We start from the raw sequence: 14,938 nt of genomic DNA, 5'->3' as shown, positions 1-14,938 counted from the left end.
CGCCCCCAGGCCCCCCTCAGACCACAGATAAGACTCTCGAATTACGAAAGAGGGCTTGACGACCAGTGCTTGACGTCAACTTCTTCGACGAGCTCCGCATCGGCCTGGCCACCGCCGACGACATCCGCCAGTGGTCGCACGGCGAGGTCAAGAAGCCGGAGACCATCAACTACCGCACCCTGAAGCCCGAAAAGGACGGCCTCTTCTGCGAGAAGATCTTCGGCCCGACCCGGGACTGGGAGTGCTACTGCGGTAAGTACAAGCGCGTCCGCTTCAAGGGCATCATCTGTGAGCGCTGCGGCGTCGAGGTGACCCGCGCCAAGGTGCGCCGCGAGCGGATGGGCCACATCGAGCTGGCCGCCCCGGTGACCCACATCTGGTACTTCAAGGGTGTGCCGTCCCGCCTCGGCTACCTGCTCGACCTGGCGCCGAAGGACCTCGAGAAGGTCATCTACTTCGCCGCCTACATGATCACCTGGGTCGACGACGAGCGCCGCCAGCGCGACCTGCCGTCCCTGGAGGCGCACGTCTCGGTCGAGCGCCAGCAGATCGAGAACCGTCGCGACTCCGACCTCGAAGGCCGCGCCAAGAAGGCCGAGAACGACCTGGCCGAGCTGGAGGCCGAGGGCGCCAAGGCCGACGTGCGCCGCAAGGTGCGCGAGGGCGCCGAGCGCGAGATGAAGCAGCTGCGCGACCGTGCGCAGCGCGAGCTCGACCGCCTCGACGAGGTGTGGGCCCGCTTCAAGAACCTCAAGGTCCAGGACCTCGAGGGCGACGAGCTGCTCTACCGCGAGCTGCGCGACCGCTTCGGCACCTACTTCTCCGGCTCGATGGGCGCGGCGGCCCTCAAGGACCGCCTGGAGACCTTCGACCTGGCCGAAGAGGCCGAGCGCCTGCGCGAGATCATCCGCACCGGCAAGGGCCAGAAGAAGACCCGTGCGCTGAAGCGCCTCAAGGTCGTCTCCGCGTTCCTGCAGACCAGCAACAAGCCCAACGGCATGGTGCTGGACTGCGTCCCGGTCATCCCGCCGGACCTGCGTCCGATGGTGCAGCTGGACGGTGGCCGCTTCGCGACCTCCGACCTGAACGACCTGTACCGCCGCGTGATCAACCGCAACAACCGCCTGAAGCGCCTGCTCGACCTCGGTGCCCCCGAGATCATCGTGAACAACGAGAAGCGCATGCTCCAGGAGGCCGTCGACGCGCTGTTCGACAACGGCCGCCGCGGCCGTCCGGTCACCGGTCCGGGCAACCGCCCGCTGAAGTCCCTCAGCGACATGCTGAAGGGTAAGCAGGGTCGTTTCCGCCAGAACCTGCTCGGCAAGCGAGTCGACTACTCGGCCCGTTCGGTCATCGTCGTCGGCCCGCAGCTCAAGCTGCACCAGTGCGGTCTGCCGAAGGCCATGGCGCTGGAGCTCTTCAAGCCGTTCGTGATGAAGCGCCTGGTCGACCTGAACCACGCGCAGAACATCAAGTCGGCCAAGCGCATGGTCGAGCGTGCCCGCCCGGTCGTGTGGGACGTGCTCGAAGAGGTCATCGCCGAGCACCCGGTCCTGCTGAACCGTGCGCCCACCCTGCACCGCCTCGGCATCCAGGCCTTCGAGCCGCAGCTGGTCGAGGGCAAGGCCATCCAGATCCACCCGCTCGTCTGCACCGCGTTCAACGCGGACTTCGACGGTGACCAGATGGCCGTCCACCTGCCGCTCTCCGCGGAGGCGCAGGCCGAGGCCCGCATCCTGATGCTGTCCTCGAACAACATCCTGAAGCCGGCCGACGGTCGCCCCGTCACCATGCCGACCCAGGACATGGTGCTCGGTCTGTTCTTCCTGACCTCGGACCGCGACAACGTGAAGGGCGCCGGCCGCAGCTTCTCGTCGACCGCCGAGGCGATCATGGCCTTCGACGCCCGCGAGCTGGACGTCCAGGCCCCGATCGAGCTGCGCCTCGGCGCCGGCACCGTCCCGCCGCGCGGCTGGACCGCTCCGGTGGACGAGGACGGCCAGCAGACCTGGTTCGAGGGCGAGCCCTTCCGCCTGAGCACCACCCTGGGCCGCGCGCTCTTCAACGAGCTGCTGCCCGAGGACTACCCGTTCGTCGACTACGAGGTGGGCAAGAAGCAGCTCTCCGCGATCGTCAACGACCTGGCGGAGCGCTACCCCAAGGTCGTCGTCGCGGCGACCCTGGACAACCTGAAGGCGGCCGGCTTCCACTGGTCGACCCGCTCGGGTGTCACCGTCTCGATCTCGGACGTCATCGTCCCGCCGAGCAAGCCCCAGATCCTGGAGGGCTTCGAGGCGAAGGCGGAGAAGGTCCAGAAGCAGTACGAGCGCGGTCTGATCACCAACGACGAGCGCAAGCAGGAGCTCGTCGGCATCTGGACCCAGGCGACCAACGAGGTCGCGGACGCCATGGCCGCGAACTTCCCGAAGACGAACCCCATCTTCATGATGGTCGACTCGGGTGCTCGTGGAAACATGATGCAGATGCGTCAGATCGCCGGTATGCGTGGTCTGGTGTCGAACGCCAAGAACGAGACCATCCCGCGACCCATCAAGGCGTCGTTCCGTGAGGGTCTCACCGTGCTGGAGTACTTCATCTCCACCCACGGTGCCCGTAAGGGTCTGGCCGACACCGCCCTCCGTACCGCCGACTCCGGTTACCTCACCCGTCGTCTGGTCGACGTCTCCCAGGACGTCATCATTCGCGAGGAGGACTGCGGCACCGAGCGCGGCCTGAAGCTGTCGATCGGTTCCGTGGGCGCCGACGGCGTGCTGCGCAAGGCCGACGACGTCGAGACCAGCGTGTACGCCCGCATGCTCGCCGAGGACATCACCGTCGACGGCAAGCTCCTCGCCACGGCCAACACCGACCTCGGTGACGTGCTGATCGACGAGCTGATCCGCCACGGCGTGTCCGAGGTCAAGGTCCGCTCGATCCTGACCTGTGAGTCGGCCGTCGGCACCTGTGCCTTCTGCTACGGCCGCTCGCTGGCCACCGGCAAGCTGGTCGACATCGGTGAGGCGGTCGGCATCATCGCCGCCCAGTCCATCGGTGAGCCCGGTACCCAGCTGACCATGCGTACCTTCCACACCGGTGGTGTGGCCGGTGACGACATCACCCAGGGTCTGCCGCGTGTCGTCGAGCTCTTCGAGGCCCGTACCCCCAAGGGTGTGGCCCCGATCTCGGAGGCCACCGGCCGGGCGCGGATCGAGGACACCGAGAAGACCCGCAAGATCGTCATCACGCCGGACGACGGCACCGACGAGATCGCCTACCCGGTCTCGAAGCGTGTGAAGCTGCTCGTCAGCGAGGGCGAGGCGGTCGAGGTCGGCCAGAAGCTGACCATGGGTGCCACCAACCCGCACGACGTCCTGCGCATCATGGGCCAGCGTGCCGTCCAGGTCCACCTGGTCGCCGAGGTCCAGAAGGTCTACAACTCGCAGGGTGTGTCGATCCACGACAAGCACATCGAGATCATCATCCGGCAGATGCTCCGCCGCGTGACGATCATCGAGTCGGGCGACGCCGAGCTGCTCCCGGGCGAGCTCGTCGAGCGCGGCCGGTTCGAGACCGAGAACCGTCGCGTGGTCTCCGAGGGCGGTCACCCCGCTTCCGGTCGTCCGCAGCTGATGGGTATCACCAAGGCCTCGCTGGCCACCGAGTCCTGGCTGTCGGCCGCCTCCTTCCAGGAGACGACCCGGGTCCTCACCGACGCGGCGATCCACGCCAAGTCGGACCCGCTGCTGGGCCTCAAGGAGAACGTCATCCTCGGTAAGCTCATCCCGGCCGGTACGGGTCTGCCCCGCTACCGCAACATCCGGGTCGAGCCGACCGAGGAGGCCAAGGCCGCGATGTACTCGGCCGTCGGCTACGACGACTACGACCTGTCGCCCTTCGGCGCCGGCTCCGGCCAGGCGGTTCCGCTGGACGACTACGACTACGGCCCGTACACCGGCTGAGTCGCGCGTCACTGATCGCAGGGCGGTCACCCCTCACGGGGTGGCCGCCCTGCGGCGTTTCCGGCTACCGGGCGTGGTCAGCAGGCCTGCTCGGCGGGCGGGTTCAGCGCGCGCCGGTGGCCGCCGCCGCGCGCCAGTCCTCCAGGCGGCGGATCCGGGTGTGGGTGTCGGGGTGGGTGGACAGCAGCCGCTGACCGAGGCCCGGGCGGACGGCCCGGCCGCCGTTCTCCCGCGCGGCGACCGCCAGCGCCGCCTCCTCGTCCCGCAGGAAACCGTGGAAGACCTCGATCAGGGCGTCGGCGAAGCCGAGCTCGGCCGCCTGGACGTCGGCCCGCAGCTCGGAGCGGCGGCCGACCGCGGCGAGCAGGTAGGGCGTGACGAGGAGCAGCAGCAGCGGCGGGAAGGCGAAGGCCACGGCCACCACCAGGACCACCGAGACCAGCCCCACCACCAGTGCGCCGAGCAGCGAGAAGATCGCGGCGATCCGGAACGCGATCACGGCGACGAAGCGGAACAGCGCCCAGCTGAACCGGGCCGGCAGCGAGTACCAGTAGCCGAGCAGGCTCGCCCAGGCGTGGCCGCCGCGGTGGTGGCCGAGCTCGTGCGCCAGCACACCCGCCAGCTGCGCGGCGGGGAGGGTGTCCAGCGCGTACCGGGTGACCGCGACGATGTGCCCGGCGGCCGCCGTCGCGTTGATGCTCTTGTGGTCCTCGATCCACAGGTCGTAAGACTCCGGGTTCACCCCGGCCTTGGCGGTCACCTGGTGCCAGATCGGCTCCAGGCGGGTCAGCTCGGAGTGCAGCGCCGGGCGCATCCGGAACAGGTAGCGGGCGAGGATCTTCTCGGTGGGGCGGTGGAAGACCAGTGCGCCCGAGGCGATCCAGAGACCGATCAGCAGCAGGTTGGCGGGGGAGGGGAGGAACAGCGAGACGATCGCGACGACCACCAGGCTGCAGAGGAAGTGCGGGAGCTGGAAGAGCAGTTGACCGATCGTGGTGGCGTCGGCGCCGCGCTGGCGGGCGGCCAGGTGGATCCGGCCGGTGTGCGGGTCGATGTCGACCGTGGGGTCGAGAACGGGCGGCTGCGGCGGTGCGGGCGGCGGGGCGAAGCCCTGGGCGGGGACGCGGGGCGGCTGCTGCTGAGGCGGGGGCGGGGGTGCGTACTGCGGCGGGGGTGCGGTGGGGTACTGCGGTGCGGCGGTGGGGTACTGGGGCGGGGCCGCGGTGGGGTGCTGAGGAGCCGCGGCCGGGTACTCCGGTGCGGCGGTGGGGTACTGCGGCGGGGCCGCGGCCGGGTGCTGGGGAGCGCCGTGCGGGTGCTGCGGCGGGACGGTCGGGTACGGCGGTGGGGACGTCGGGTACTGCGGCGGCGGAGCGTCCGGATAGGTCGGTTCGGTCATGACGGAGTCCTTGGGACGGGACGCGCGCGACAGCGGCGTCCGTACGGCGGTGGACGGGTGCGGACGGGTGCGGACGGGTGTGCGGAACCGGGTCAGCCCAGCAGCAGGGCGGTGACCGGCGGGAACAGGTCGGCGCCTACGGGTTCCCCGGGTTCACCGGGGGAGCGGCGGGTTCGGGCCCTTGTCGAGCCGGGGCGCCCCCGGGGCGCCGGGCCGGGCGCGCAGGATGGCCTCGAACGCGGCCTTGGCGTCCCGGCGCGGGCCCTCCAGTTCGAAGTCCTCCAGGGCGTCCTGGTCGAGCAGCCGCTGGATCACCGAGAGCTGCCCCTGGACCAGCTCCTGCTGCTCGTCCTTCAGGTAGCCGAGCGCCCGCGGCAGGTCTTCCGGGTGGGCGGCGACCTGGAGGGCCCAGGCGGCCACCCCGCCCTGCTCCAGGTGGTACTGGTAGAACTTCGCCTTCGCGGCCAGGATCTCGTTCGCCTCCTGGACCTGCCGGAGGGCGTGCGGATGTGCCTGGGTGTCGAAGTGGTACCCGCGTAGCCGCTCCTTCTGGTCGCGGGCGGCCTGGTCGATGTCGAGCTGGACGGCGCAGCCCACCCGCAGGCCCTCGGCCTCGGCGACCGGGTACTCGTCCAGCGCCTGCTGGACGGCGAGTTCGGCCTCGCCGCTCCGGTCGGTGGTGAGGGTGCGGGTGACCGCGCGCATCCGCTGCCGGATGCGGGGGACGAGCACGGCCGGGACGTCACCGATCCGGCTGGTCACCACCAGTTCCGGGACCGTGACCTGCCAGTCGATCTCCACCACGGCCTCAAAGGCGCCGACGTCGTCCCGACCGGGCAGCCGCTCCACCATCCGCAGGTGGTGCAGGCCGAGGTCGATCTCGTACGCGGCCTGGTAGCCGCGGCCGACCAGATCGCTGAAGCCGGGGCGGTGCGGCGGGAGGAAGACCTGGTGCTCGCCGGAGGGCGAGGTCAGCACCAGCGCGGAGTCGGCGCGGGCGGCCGGCCGCTTGGGCAGGCCGAGCGAGCGGCCCAACGGGTGGACCTTCAGGACCGGGTCGCTGAGGTCCCCGGTGGGGAGGTCGGGGCGGTGTCGTGCCGACATGCGCGGATGCTCCAGGATCGGGACGGGTCGGGTGGGCTTCGGCTTCAGCCGCTGGACGGGGACGGCGCGGGCGGCAGGGTGGCCGGGCCGCCGTCGCGGACGGTGCGGACGAGGTGGTCGAGCCGCTGGCGGTCGCGCTCGGTGACCGCCAGGTCGTCGAACAGCTCGCTGAGTCGGGAGTCCGTCTCGGGCTGGTCGGTGGCGCCGATCAGCCAGCCGCGCAGCACGCCCAGGGCGACGGTGCCGTAGAGGCGGTCGGTGAGGGCCGTACGCCACAGGAGGGCCAGCAGGGACCGGACCGGCGGCGGCTCCTCGGGGGTCGACAGCACCGTGACGCTGACCACGCCCCCCGGTTCGGGGCGCGGGCTCCGGGCGTACCAGTCGAGCAGCAGCGGCCGGCCCACGACGGTGTCCTCGGTGCGCTGCGCGGCGGTCAGGAAGGTGGCCAGGGCGAGCTGCCGCAGGCCGGCCGGGCCGGAGAGCCAGTGGACCAGGGCGCGCAGGGCCTCCTCGGCCTCGGGGGAGAGCAGCAGCAGTTCGGCGGCCTCGACCAGGCCGAGCGCCTGGTAGCGGTTGGGCTGGTCGACGGCCGGGGCCTGGTTGCCGAGCCGGAGCTTGGCGGCGAGCTGGTCGAGTTCCGCGGCGGTGAGCCGGTCGGCGGCCAGTGCGAAGGCCTCCAGCGCCTGGGCCGGGAGCAGCGGGCCGAGCAGGGCGTAGCAGCGGATGGCGGTCCAGCGGCGGTGGGCGTTGTCGTCGGCCGCCCAGCTGCGCAGGATGCGCGGGACGGCGCCGGTGCCCGCGTGGTACGCGAGGGCGAGGCTGTTGGCGGCCTGGACGCACAGCCGGAAGTCCTTGGCGCCGGACCACGGGCCGAGCAGAGCGCTCATCGTGGCGGAGAGGTCGACGGAGGCGAGCAGGGCGGTGGCGGAGGCCACCCGGGTGCGGACCAGGGCGCGGGAGTCGGTGGCCAGCGCGTTCAGCCAGCCGGTGATCGCGGGGCGGGCGGAGGGATGGCTCGCCCAGACCTCGCGCAGCAGCGTGTGCGAGGTGCGGGGGTCGAGGAAGGAGGCCATCCGCTGCGGGACCGGGCCCCACGGGGTCTGCTCGGTCTCCTCGGTGAGTTCGGCCCGGGCGAGGGTCATCCGCTCCTCGATCGAGCTGCCGAAGGGCGGGATGCCGTCCAGCTCGCCGGCGGTACGGATGGTCTCCAGGCGGCGGAAGAGGAGGTCGGCGCCCTCGGCGGCGAGCGTGTAGGGGGCGTGGTCGAAGACGGCCAGGGAGAGCAGGAACGCCTTTTCGCGGAGCGGGAGTTCGGGGTCGCCGAACCAGCGGCCGACCTGTTCCTGGACGACGCCGTGGCCGAAGTCGGCGAGGTTCGAGGGTGCGCCCGTCTCCGGCGAGTACTCGGCCAGCTCGACGGCGAACTCGGCCAACTCCCGCATCGGCCGGGCCTGCGCCAGGAACTCCCGGACCGGGGCCAGGGCGAGTAACTCCTCGATCCGTTCGGCCGGTTGGTCCTCCAGCAAGGTGAGGAGGTGTTCGGCGAGCACAGCGCGGGGGTCGGGCGGCTCCCAGCTGACAGTGGGCAGTTCGCGCATCGCCGCCGAGCGGACGGTGGTGATGACCAGGTAGCTGTCCTGCTTGGTGAGGGTCTCGCGGAGGCGGTCGAGGTCGGGGCGGCGCAGTGGGCGGGAGCGGGGAGTCGCGTAGTCGGCGAGCAGGTAGCCCTTGGCCTGCTCGACGCCGGTGAGCAGGTCGGCTGGGGAGACATCGGGGTCGAGGTTGCGGATCCTGCGGATGCCCAGATAGGCCAACAGCATCAGTCCGGCGGAGCGGCGGCCCGTGTCGGCCCGGCCGGTGAGGATCAGGAGCCGTTGTTCGCGCAGCTTGTGGACGGCCTGGTCGAAGAGCAGACCACCGTGGAAGACCGGGATCAGAGCGTCGAGTTCCTCCGCCGGGACCTCGCCCGAGGCGTGCAGCGGCGCGCCGAAGGCGGAGCCGAGCTGGTAGACGGTGGTCTTGTGGCCGGTGACGACGTCGCCGTGGACCTGCCCGCCGGAGACGGTGTGCTGGTCGCCGCCGACGAGGTCGCCGCCGAAGCGGGGGTTGCCGCCGGCGAAGAGGAAACCGTGGCCGGCGAAGGCGTCCGGGACGTGCTCCAGCAGTTCCTGGGCGGCCTCCCAGGCGTTCTGGGGTTCCTCGGGCGGGGCCTCCTGGAGTTCGGCGCCGTCCTGGTCGGGGTCGGCCGGCTGCTGGGAGGCCTCCTGCTCGGGGGTGGCGGTCATCGGTCGCCGCCGACGGTGTTGCCGGTGTTGACGTCGCCGTGGACCTCGCCGCCGGAGACGACGTGCTGGTCGCCGCCGATCAGGTTGCCGCCGAAGGACGGTGAGCCGCCGAGGAACTGGAAGGTGGCGGGGGTCCGGCTCGGGGCCGGGGCGGCGGCGGGGACCGGGGCAGGGCCGGCCGAAGGGGCGGCGGATGGGGAGGCGGAAGGGGCGGCGGCCGCGATGGGAATGCCCTGGGGGGCCGGAGGGACGGCGACCGGCGTCGGCGCCGGTTCGCCGTGCAGCCAGGCGGGGAAGTCGCCCTCCTTGCCCTGGACGGTGATCCGGTGGAAGGCGTCCGTCGGCAGCCCGCCGTGGCCGTGCCGGACGATGCCCTGGTAGACCGCGTCGGAGACGCTGAGCACGCACGGGCCGTCCCGGTGCTTCAGCGCCTCCTGCAGGGCCGTCGAGTCGAGCAGCCGGAAGGCCTGGTTGAGGTCCCAGCCGACCGCGCCGCCGAGCGCTCCGCCCAGCTCCTGGACGGCGACCTCGCCGGCGGCGAGCACGATCCGCAGCCGCACCCGGGCGCTGTCGGCGGCGAGGCGGTTGTTGGCGTGCAGCAGGGTGGGGGTTTCGTTGATCAGGGCGTGCAGCAGTTTGGGTTTGGGGACGGTGGGGCTGATCAGGGCCATCACCGAGTCACCGCGGTCCTCCAAGCGCTGTTCGGCGGGTTCGATGCCGGCGCTGCGCAGCGTCTCGTGCAGGACGGAGTAGAGCATCCGGCGCATGAAGGCCTGCTCGACGTCGTCCCGTCGGCCGAACTGCTCGATGTCCAGCAGCAGGATGGTGTGGTTCACCGGCTCGGTCATGGTCACCTCTCGGTTCGTCATCGGGCCTCAGCCTGCCCGGTGCGGGCACGGTGGCGTGAGCGCGGGTGAGGCATTCGTTCTGTGACGGTGTGCACAGAACCTCTGTACGGATCAACGGAGTTGACCGGGCCTCCGGAGCAGGTCGGGGCGCGCGATGACCAGCGAGCGGCGGCTGGTGGCGACGATGCCGCGGTCCCGCAGGGACTTGAGCAGCCGGGCGACGGCCTCCCGGGAGGCGCCCACCGAGCCGGCCAGCTCCTGCTGGCTGAGCGGGACCGAGATGACGATGCCCTCGTCCGTCCGGCGCCCGTGGGTGCGGGCCAGTTCCAGCAGGAGGTCGGCGAGGCGCTCGCTGACGCTGAGCGAGGCGAACTTCAGCCGGTGGTGGTCGGCCGCGCGCAGCCGGTCGGTGGAGAGTGCCAGCAGCTGCATCGAGGCCGCGGGGGTGCGTTGCAGGTAGTCGGTGAAGGTGGCCCGGTCGACGGCGGCGGCCTCGACCTGCTCCAGCGCGGTGACGGTGGCCGCCCGGGGCCGTCCGCTGAGGGCGGCGGACTCGCCGACGATGTCGCCCGGTCCGCGCAGCGCGAGCAGTGCCTCGTACCCGTTCTCGGCGGCGGCGGTCACCTTCAGCCAGCCGTGCAGGACGAGCAGGACGTGGTCGGAGGGTTCGCCCTCGCGCAGCGCGGTGGACCGCGCGGGGTAGCTGAGCCGGCGGCCGAGGGCGAGCAGTGCGCTGCGATCGGCGTGGTCCAGCCTGGCCAGGAAGGGCACGCGGTCGTCGAGGCCGTGGCCGGTCGCGGGACCGGGTCCGCCGGACGGCGTGTTGGCCATGGCTGATCAGCCCTCGTTGTGTTCGCCTCGGCAGGGGTGGGCGCGGGTGGTTGAGCGCGGGCAAACAAGCTACTCGCGAACGGGCCGCGCCGTCGGCGATTCCGCGAATTCGGCTCCCCCTCGCGGGGGAGCCGAGGGAACCGCTCCGGTGGGGGAGGTGGCGGAGGGGCCGCTGCGGGAGGCTTCTCGGTGTCGGGATGACGGGGCTTGTGAAGGGGCCGGAAATGAAGCGAGTGCTGGGCGCGATGGCGATCACCGCTGGGGTGCTGGTCGGGATGTCGGGTTGTCTGCCGATCGGGGACGACCAGGAGCACCGGACGGTCAGCTACGGGGTGGCCGACCAGGTCAAGGAGCTGGTGGTCGAGGGGCAGAACGGCGGCGTGGTGGTGACCGGCGGCGGCGACGCGGTGCACGTGGTCGAGGACCAGAACTACAAGGGGGACGCGCCGAAGAGCACCCACGAGGTGAAGGACGGCGTGCTCCGGCTGACGTACGACTGCGACTCCTGCGGGATCGGGTACACCGTGCGGGTGCCGGCCGGGACCAAGGTGCGGGTCAAGGAGGGCAACGGCGGCATCAAGCTGTCCGGGCTGGCCGCCGAGGTCGACGCCGACGTGAAGAACGGCGGGGTCGAGGCCAGCGGTCTGACCTCCCCGCAGGTGCGGCTGAGCGCCGTGAACGGGGGAGTGCGGGCCACCTTCGCCGGCGCGCCGTCGAAGGTGGAGGCGACGACCTCGAACGGCGGGGTGAACCTGAAGGTGCCATCCGGGGAGACGTACACGGTGGACGCGCGGGCCACGACGGGCGGGACGGACGTGAGCATCCCCTCCCAGCCGGGCGCGGCGCACAGCATCACCGCGCGGGCGGAGACCGGCGGTGTGACGGTCAGCGGTGCCTGACCGGGCGGTGCCGGAGGTTCTGCCGGTAGGGCATGATCTTCTCCGCGGGGGCGGGGCCCCCGGGTACGGGGGAGGTACGACGGTGGAGCGCGTGGCGCGCTGGCGGACACGGACGACCGGGCCGAGCCCGTACGTGCTGGACACCTTCCTGGCGGTCTGCTCGGCCGGGGTGTCGGTCTGGGCGGTCTACAACGACGACACGGACTGGCCCTGGTGGGTCTACCTGCTGGCGGTGTCCACCGCGCTGTACCTGCCCTGGCGGCGCCGCGTCTCGCTGACCGCCCTGATCGTCGGCAGTGTGCCGTCGCTGGTGCTGTCGGTGGTGGCGCACTCGGCGAACCCGCAGGTGCCGCTGTACGCCGTGATCGGGATGTACACGGTGGCGGAGCGCTTCCCCGACCGGCAGCGCTGGCCGGTGCTGGCGGTGGTGGTGGTCGCCAACGTGATCGGCACCCACTCGCCGAACGGCGCGCTGTTCAGCGTGCTCACCTCGGGCGGTTCCTTCGTCTTCGGCGCCTTGGTGCGCACCCAGCGGGAGTTGGCCCGGATCCAGGCGGAGCGGGCGCGGGAGGCCGGCGAGCGGGCGGCCACCGAGGCGGCCCGGGCGGTCGCCGAGGAACGGGCCCGGATCGCCCGGGAGATGCACGACATCCTGGCGCACGCCGTGTCGTTGATGGTGATCCAGGCCGAGGCCGGGCCGCTGGTGGTGCACAACAAGCCGGAGCGGGCGATCCGCGCCTTCGACACCATCGCCGATTCGGGCCGTGACGCGATGGTCCAACTCCGGCGGGTGCTCGGGGTGTTGAAGGATCCGGAGGCGGGGCGGGAGCTGGCGCCGCAGCCCCGGCTGGCCGAACTCGCCGACGTGGCCGAGCGGGTGCGTGGGGCCGGCCTGCGGGTGGAGTTCGAACTCGCGGACGGGCTGGGCGCGGTGCCCGCCGACGTGGAGGCGGCGGCGTACCGGATCGTGCAGGAGGCGCTGACCAACACCGTCAAGCACTCCGGGGCCGACCGGGTCGCGATCCGGGTGCGGCGCACCGGTGACGTGCTGGAGGTCGTGGTGTCCGACAACGGGCGCGGCGTGCCGCTGAAGGCCGACCGTACGGTGGCCGGCTGGTCCGGCGGGCGCGGGCTGGTCGGCATCCGCGAGCGGGCGGCGGCCTGCGGCGGCCGGGCCGAGGCCGGTCCGGGGCCGGAGGGCAAGGGGTTCCTGGTGAGTGTCCGACTGCCGCTGGGGCCGGCGGGCGTGGTGGAGAGGGTGGGCGGATGACGTCGATACGGGTGGTGGTCGCGGACGACCAGGAGCTGGTGCGAGCCGGGTTCGGGATGATCCTGGACGCGCAGCCGGACATCGAGGTGGTGGCCGAGGCGTGCGACGGCGCCGAGGCGGTCGAGGCGGTGCGCGCCCACAACCCGGACGTGCTGCTGCTGGACGTCCGGATGCCGGTGATGGACGGGCTGGAGGCGGCCCGCCGGGTGTGCGCCGAGTTCCCGTCCACCAAGGTGATCATGCTGACCACCTTCGACATCGACGACTACGTCTTCGACGCGCTGTACGCGGGCGCCAGCGGCTTCCTGCTCAAGGACGTCCGCCGGGACGACCTGGCGCACGGGGTGCGGATGGTCGCCTCGGGGGAGGCGCTGCTCGCGCCCTCGGTGACCAAGCGGCTGATCGGCGAGTTCGCCGCCCGCCGTCCGGGGGCGCCGGACCGGGCGCAGCGGCCGCCGTCCAAGCTGCTGGAGCAGCTGACCCTGCGCGAGCAGGAGACGCTGCGGCTGATCGCGCGCGGGCTGTCCAACGCGGAGATCGCGGCCGAACTGGTGGTCAGCGAGCACACCGTGAAGACGCACGTCAGCAATGTGCTGAGCAAGCTCGGGCTGCGCGACCGGGTGCACGCGGTGGTGTTCGCGTACGAGGCCGGGGCGGTGGTGGCGGGGGAGCCCTGACGTCCGGCAGGGGAGGCCCGACGTCCGGCAGGGGAGGCCTGAGCGGCTTTCCGGCAGGGCGGTCCTGACCGGCTCCCCCCAGCGGGGGAGGCCGGGAGTTCGCCGGTGCGGGCGATCCACGACGAGGGCCCCGGCCGGGAGGCTCTGGGGTGTCGCAACGGATCACGGACACCACGGGAGAACCTCGCATGAACGCCCTCCGGAACAGCCGCCTCACCTGCTACGCCGCCGTCGGTGCCCCCGCGCTGATGGCCCTCTACGGCGGCATCCGCCTGGTGCCCGGCTCCCGCGCCCCGGGCCTCGGCTGGACCGCCGGGCACACCGCGATGTTCGCGGGTCTGCTGCTGTTCGCCCCGGTCCTCCTCGCCCTGCGCCGGCTGCTCGCCCCGCGCGGCACCACGGTCGGGCGGCTGGCCGCGAACACCGCGCTGGGAACGGCGCTCATCGGCCTGGCGGCCGCGCTGACGCAGATCGGGATCGACCTCTACGTCGGCCTGGCCTCGGCCACCAAGGACGAGCAGGCGCGCCTCTTCGAGCGGGTCCAGGACGTCCCCGGGGTGCTGCCCGCCGTGTACAAGGTCGGCCCGCTGCTCTTCTACGTCGGCCTGCTGGCCCTGCTGGTCGCCGCCTCGGTGGGCGCGGCCCGGACGCTGCGCTGGTGGAGCCCGGTGCTGATGCTGCTCGGTACCGTCGCCTCGGCCGCCGACCTGGCCTTCATCCCGCTCGCCGCCGCCTGCTACCTCGGCGCGCTCTCCCCGCTCACCCGCCCGGCCCCCGCGCTCCGCGCGGCGCTGGCCTGACGGGGCGGTTATATCGGTGGCCGGGGGCGGTGCGGCGGCCGTACCGTCCCGGGTATGAACGCCAAGCGTCCTCTGATCGCCGTGCTCACCGGCGCGGGCATCTCGACCGACTCCGGCATCCCCGACTACCGCGGCCCGCAGGGGTTGTGGCAGAAGGACCTGTCGGCCCAGCGGCTCGTGACCATCGGCCCGTACCTGGCCGATCCGGAGGTGCGCGCGCGGGCCTGGCTGATGCGCCGCGATGCCGGCGCGCTGGCCGCCGAGCCGAACGCCGGGCACCGCGCGCTGGTGGACCTGGAACGTTCCGGGCTGCCGGTGCGGGTGCTCACCCAGAACGTGGACGGGCTGCACCAGCGGGCCGGCCTGCCCGCCCGCAAGGTACTCGAACTGCACGGCACCGCCCGGGAGGTGCAGTGCGTGGGCTGTCGGACCATCGGGACGATGGAGGAGGCGCTGGCGCGGGTCGAGGCGGGCGAGCCGGACCCGGCGTGCCGGGACTGCGGCGGCATCCTCAAGCCGCGCACGGTGATGTTCGGGGAGAACCTGGACCCGGTGGTGCTGGACCAGGCCGACGCGATCGCCAAGGCCTGCGACATCTTCGTCGCGGTGGGCACCAGCCTCCAGGTCTACCCGGTGGCCGCGCTGCCGCAGATCGCGGTGGAGGGCGGTGCCCGGCTGATCGTCATGAACGGCGAGCCGACCCCCTTCGACGAGGCCGCGGCCGAGGTGATCCGGGAGCCGATCTCCCAGGCGCTGCCCGAGCTGGTGCGGCGGCTGGTGCTGGAACGGGTGTGAGAAAAGGGCGGTCGGAAGGGGCTATTTGCGGACGTACCGCGTGCGTACGATGATCCTTCCGGCTTCCCCTC

The 14,938-nt window shown here is 72.1% G+C and carries 11 protein-coding genes; 6 read left to right on the top strand and 5 right to left on the bottom strand.

The genetic code is table 11. The features are described 5' to 3' along the window. Positions 1–65 precede the first annotated feature (65 nt). Entirely contained in the window at positions 66–3,959 is a 3,894-nt protein-coding gene (locus tag ACIRYZ_RS09255; RefSeq protein ID WP_402941637.1) for a DNA-directed RNA polymerase subunit beta', read from the top strand. 103 nt (positions 3,960–4,062) lie between these two features. Here the strand turns inward: ACIRYZ_RS09255 and ACIRYZ_RS09250 are convergent, their stop codons facing one another. The 5 genes from ACIRYZ_RS09250 to ACIRYZ_RS09230 form a co-directional block, all read right to left on the bottom strand. After that, positions 4,063–5,358, bottom strand: a complete 1,296-nt coding sequence (locus ACIRYZ_RS09250) for a M48 family metalloprotease (protein WP_402941635.1) — start codon at positions 5,356–5,358, stop codon at positions 4,063–4,065. Positions 5,359–5,511: 153 nt separating this feature from the next. Then, the gene (locus ACIRYZ_RS09245) at positions 5,512–6,462 is read right to left on the bottom strand and encodes a hypothetical protein (RefSeq protein ID WP_402941634.1); all 951 of its coding nucleotides are present in this window, start codon (positions 6,460–6,462) and stop codon (positions 5,512–5,514) included. Between the two features lie 44 nt (positions 6,463–6,506). Next, on the bottom strand, positions 6,507–8,747 hold the full coding sequence (locus tag ACIRYZ_RS09240) for a hypothetical protein (protein ID WP_402941632.1): 2,241 nt from the start codon (positions 8,745–8,747) through the stop codon (positions 6,507–6,509). Next, positions 8,744–9,616 carry a hypothetical protein gene (locus tag ACIRYZ_RS09235; protein ID WP_402941630.1) on the bottom strand — a complete coding sequence of 291 codons (873 nt, stop codon included), beginning with the start codon at positions 9,614–9,616 and terminating at the stop codon, positions 8,744–8,746. Before ACIRYZ_RS09235 ends, ACIRYZ_RS09240 begins: the two co-directional genes overlap by 4 nt. 90 nt (positions 9,617–9,706) lie before the next feature. After that, positions 9,707–10,426, bottom strand: a complete 720-nt coding sequence (locus ACIRYZ_RS09230) for a Crp/Fnr family transcriptional regulator (RefSeq protein WP_393025271.1) — start codon at positions 10,424–10,426, stop codon at positions 9,707–9,709. 224 nt (positions 10,427–10,650) lie between these two features. Between ACIRYZ_RS09230 and ACIRYZ_RS09225 the strand changes: the two genes are divergently transcribed. From ACIRYZ_RS09225 to ACIRYZ_RS09205, 5 genes are all read left to right on the top strand, one after another. Then, positions 10,651–11,325, top strand: coding sequence for a DUF4097 family beta strand repeat-containing protein (locus tag ACIRYZ_RS09225; RefSeq protein ID WP_402941627.1), 675 nt, complete (start codon positions 10,651–10,653; stop codon positions 11,323–11,325). Positions 11,326–11,407: 82 nt separating this feature from the next. Then, positions 11,408–12,595, top strand: coding sequence for a sensor histidine kinase (locus tag ACIRYZ_RS09220; protein WP_402941625.1), 1,188 nt, complete (start codon positions 11,408–11,410; stop codon positions 12,593–12,595). After that, complete coding sequence (locus ACIRYZ_RS09215; protein ID WP_402941622.1) at positions 12,592–13,272, top strand: response regulator; 681 nt, start codon at positions 12,592–12,594, stop codon at positions 13,270–13,272. The genes ACIRYZ_RS09220 and ACIRYZ_RS09215 overlap by 4 nt, the downstream gene beginning before the upstream one ends. 188 nt (positions 13,273–13,460) lie before the next feature. After that, positions 13,461–14,072, top strand: coding sequence for a hypothetical protein (locus ACIRYZ_RS09210; protein WP_402941620.1), 612 nt, complete (start codon positions 13,461–13,463; stop codon positions 14,070–14,072). A gap of 54 nt (positions 14,073–14,126) precedes the next feature. Continuing rightward, positions 14,127–14,867 (top strand): SIR2 family NAD-dependent protein deacylase, encoded by a 741-nt coding sequence (locus ACIRYZ_RS09205; RefSeq protein ID WP_402941617.1) that lies wholly within the window; start codon positions 14,127–14,129, stop codon positions 14,865–14,867. Positions 14,868–14,938: the final 71 nt, after the last annotated feature.

Origin of the sequence: Kitasatospora sp. NPDC101155, assembly GCF_044768305.1 — a bacterium.
In the GTDB taxonomy this organism is placed as follows: Bacteria; Actinomycetota; Actinomycetes; order Streptomycetales; family Streptomycetaceae; genus Kitasatospora.
The sequence above is the reverse complement of the archived record's forward strand: the minus strand, read 5'-3'. Positions and strand labels throughout refer to the sequence as shown.

Coding starts and splice junctions, on each gene's coding strand:
- ACIRYZ_RS09250 (WP_402941635.1), bottom strand. CDS start 5,358: ATGACCGAACCGACCTATCCGGACGCTCCGCCGCCGCAGTACCCGACG.
- ACIRYZ_RS09245 (WP_402941634.1), bottom strand. CDS start 6,462: ATGTCGGCACGACACCGCCCCGACCTCCCCACCGGGGACCTCAGCGAC.
- ACIRYZ_RS09240 (WP_402941632.1), bottom strand. CDS start 8,747: ATGACCGCCACCCCCGAGCAGGAGGCCTCCCAGCAGCCGGCCGACCCC.
- ACIRYZ_RS09235 (WP_402941630.1), bottom strand. CDS start 9,616: ATGACGAACCGAGAGGTGACCATGACCGAGCCGGTGAACCACACCATC.
- ACIRYZ_RS09230 (WP_393025271.1), bottom strand. CDS start 10,426: ATGGCCAACACGCCGTCCGGCGGACCCGGTCCCGCGACCGGCCACGGC.
- ACIRYZ_RS09225 (WP_402941627.1), top strand. CDS start 10,651: ATGAAGCGAGTGCTGGGCGCGATGGCGATCACCGCTGGGGTGCTGGTC.
- ACIRYZ_RS09215 (WP_402941622.1), top strand. CDS start 12,592: ATGACGTCGATACGGGTGGTGGTCGCGGACGACCAGGAGCTGGTGCGA.
- ACIRYZ_RS09210 (WP_402941620.1), top strand. CDS start 13,461: ATGAACGCCCTCCGGAACAGCCGCCTCACCTGCTACGCCGCCGTCGGT.
- ACIRYZ_RS09205 (WP_402941617.1), top strand. CDS start 14,127: ATGAACGCCAAGCGTCCTCTGATCGCCGTGCTCACCGGCGCGGGCATC.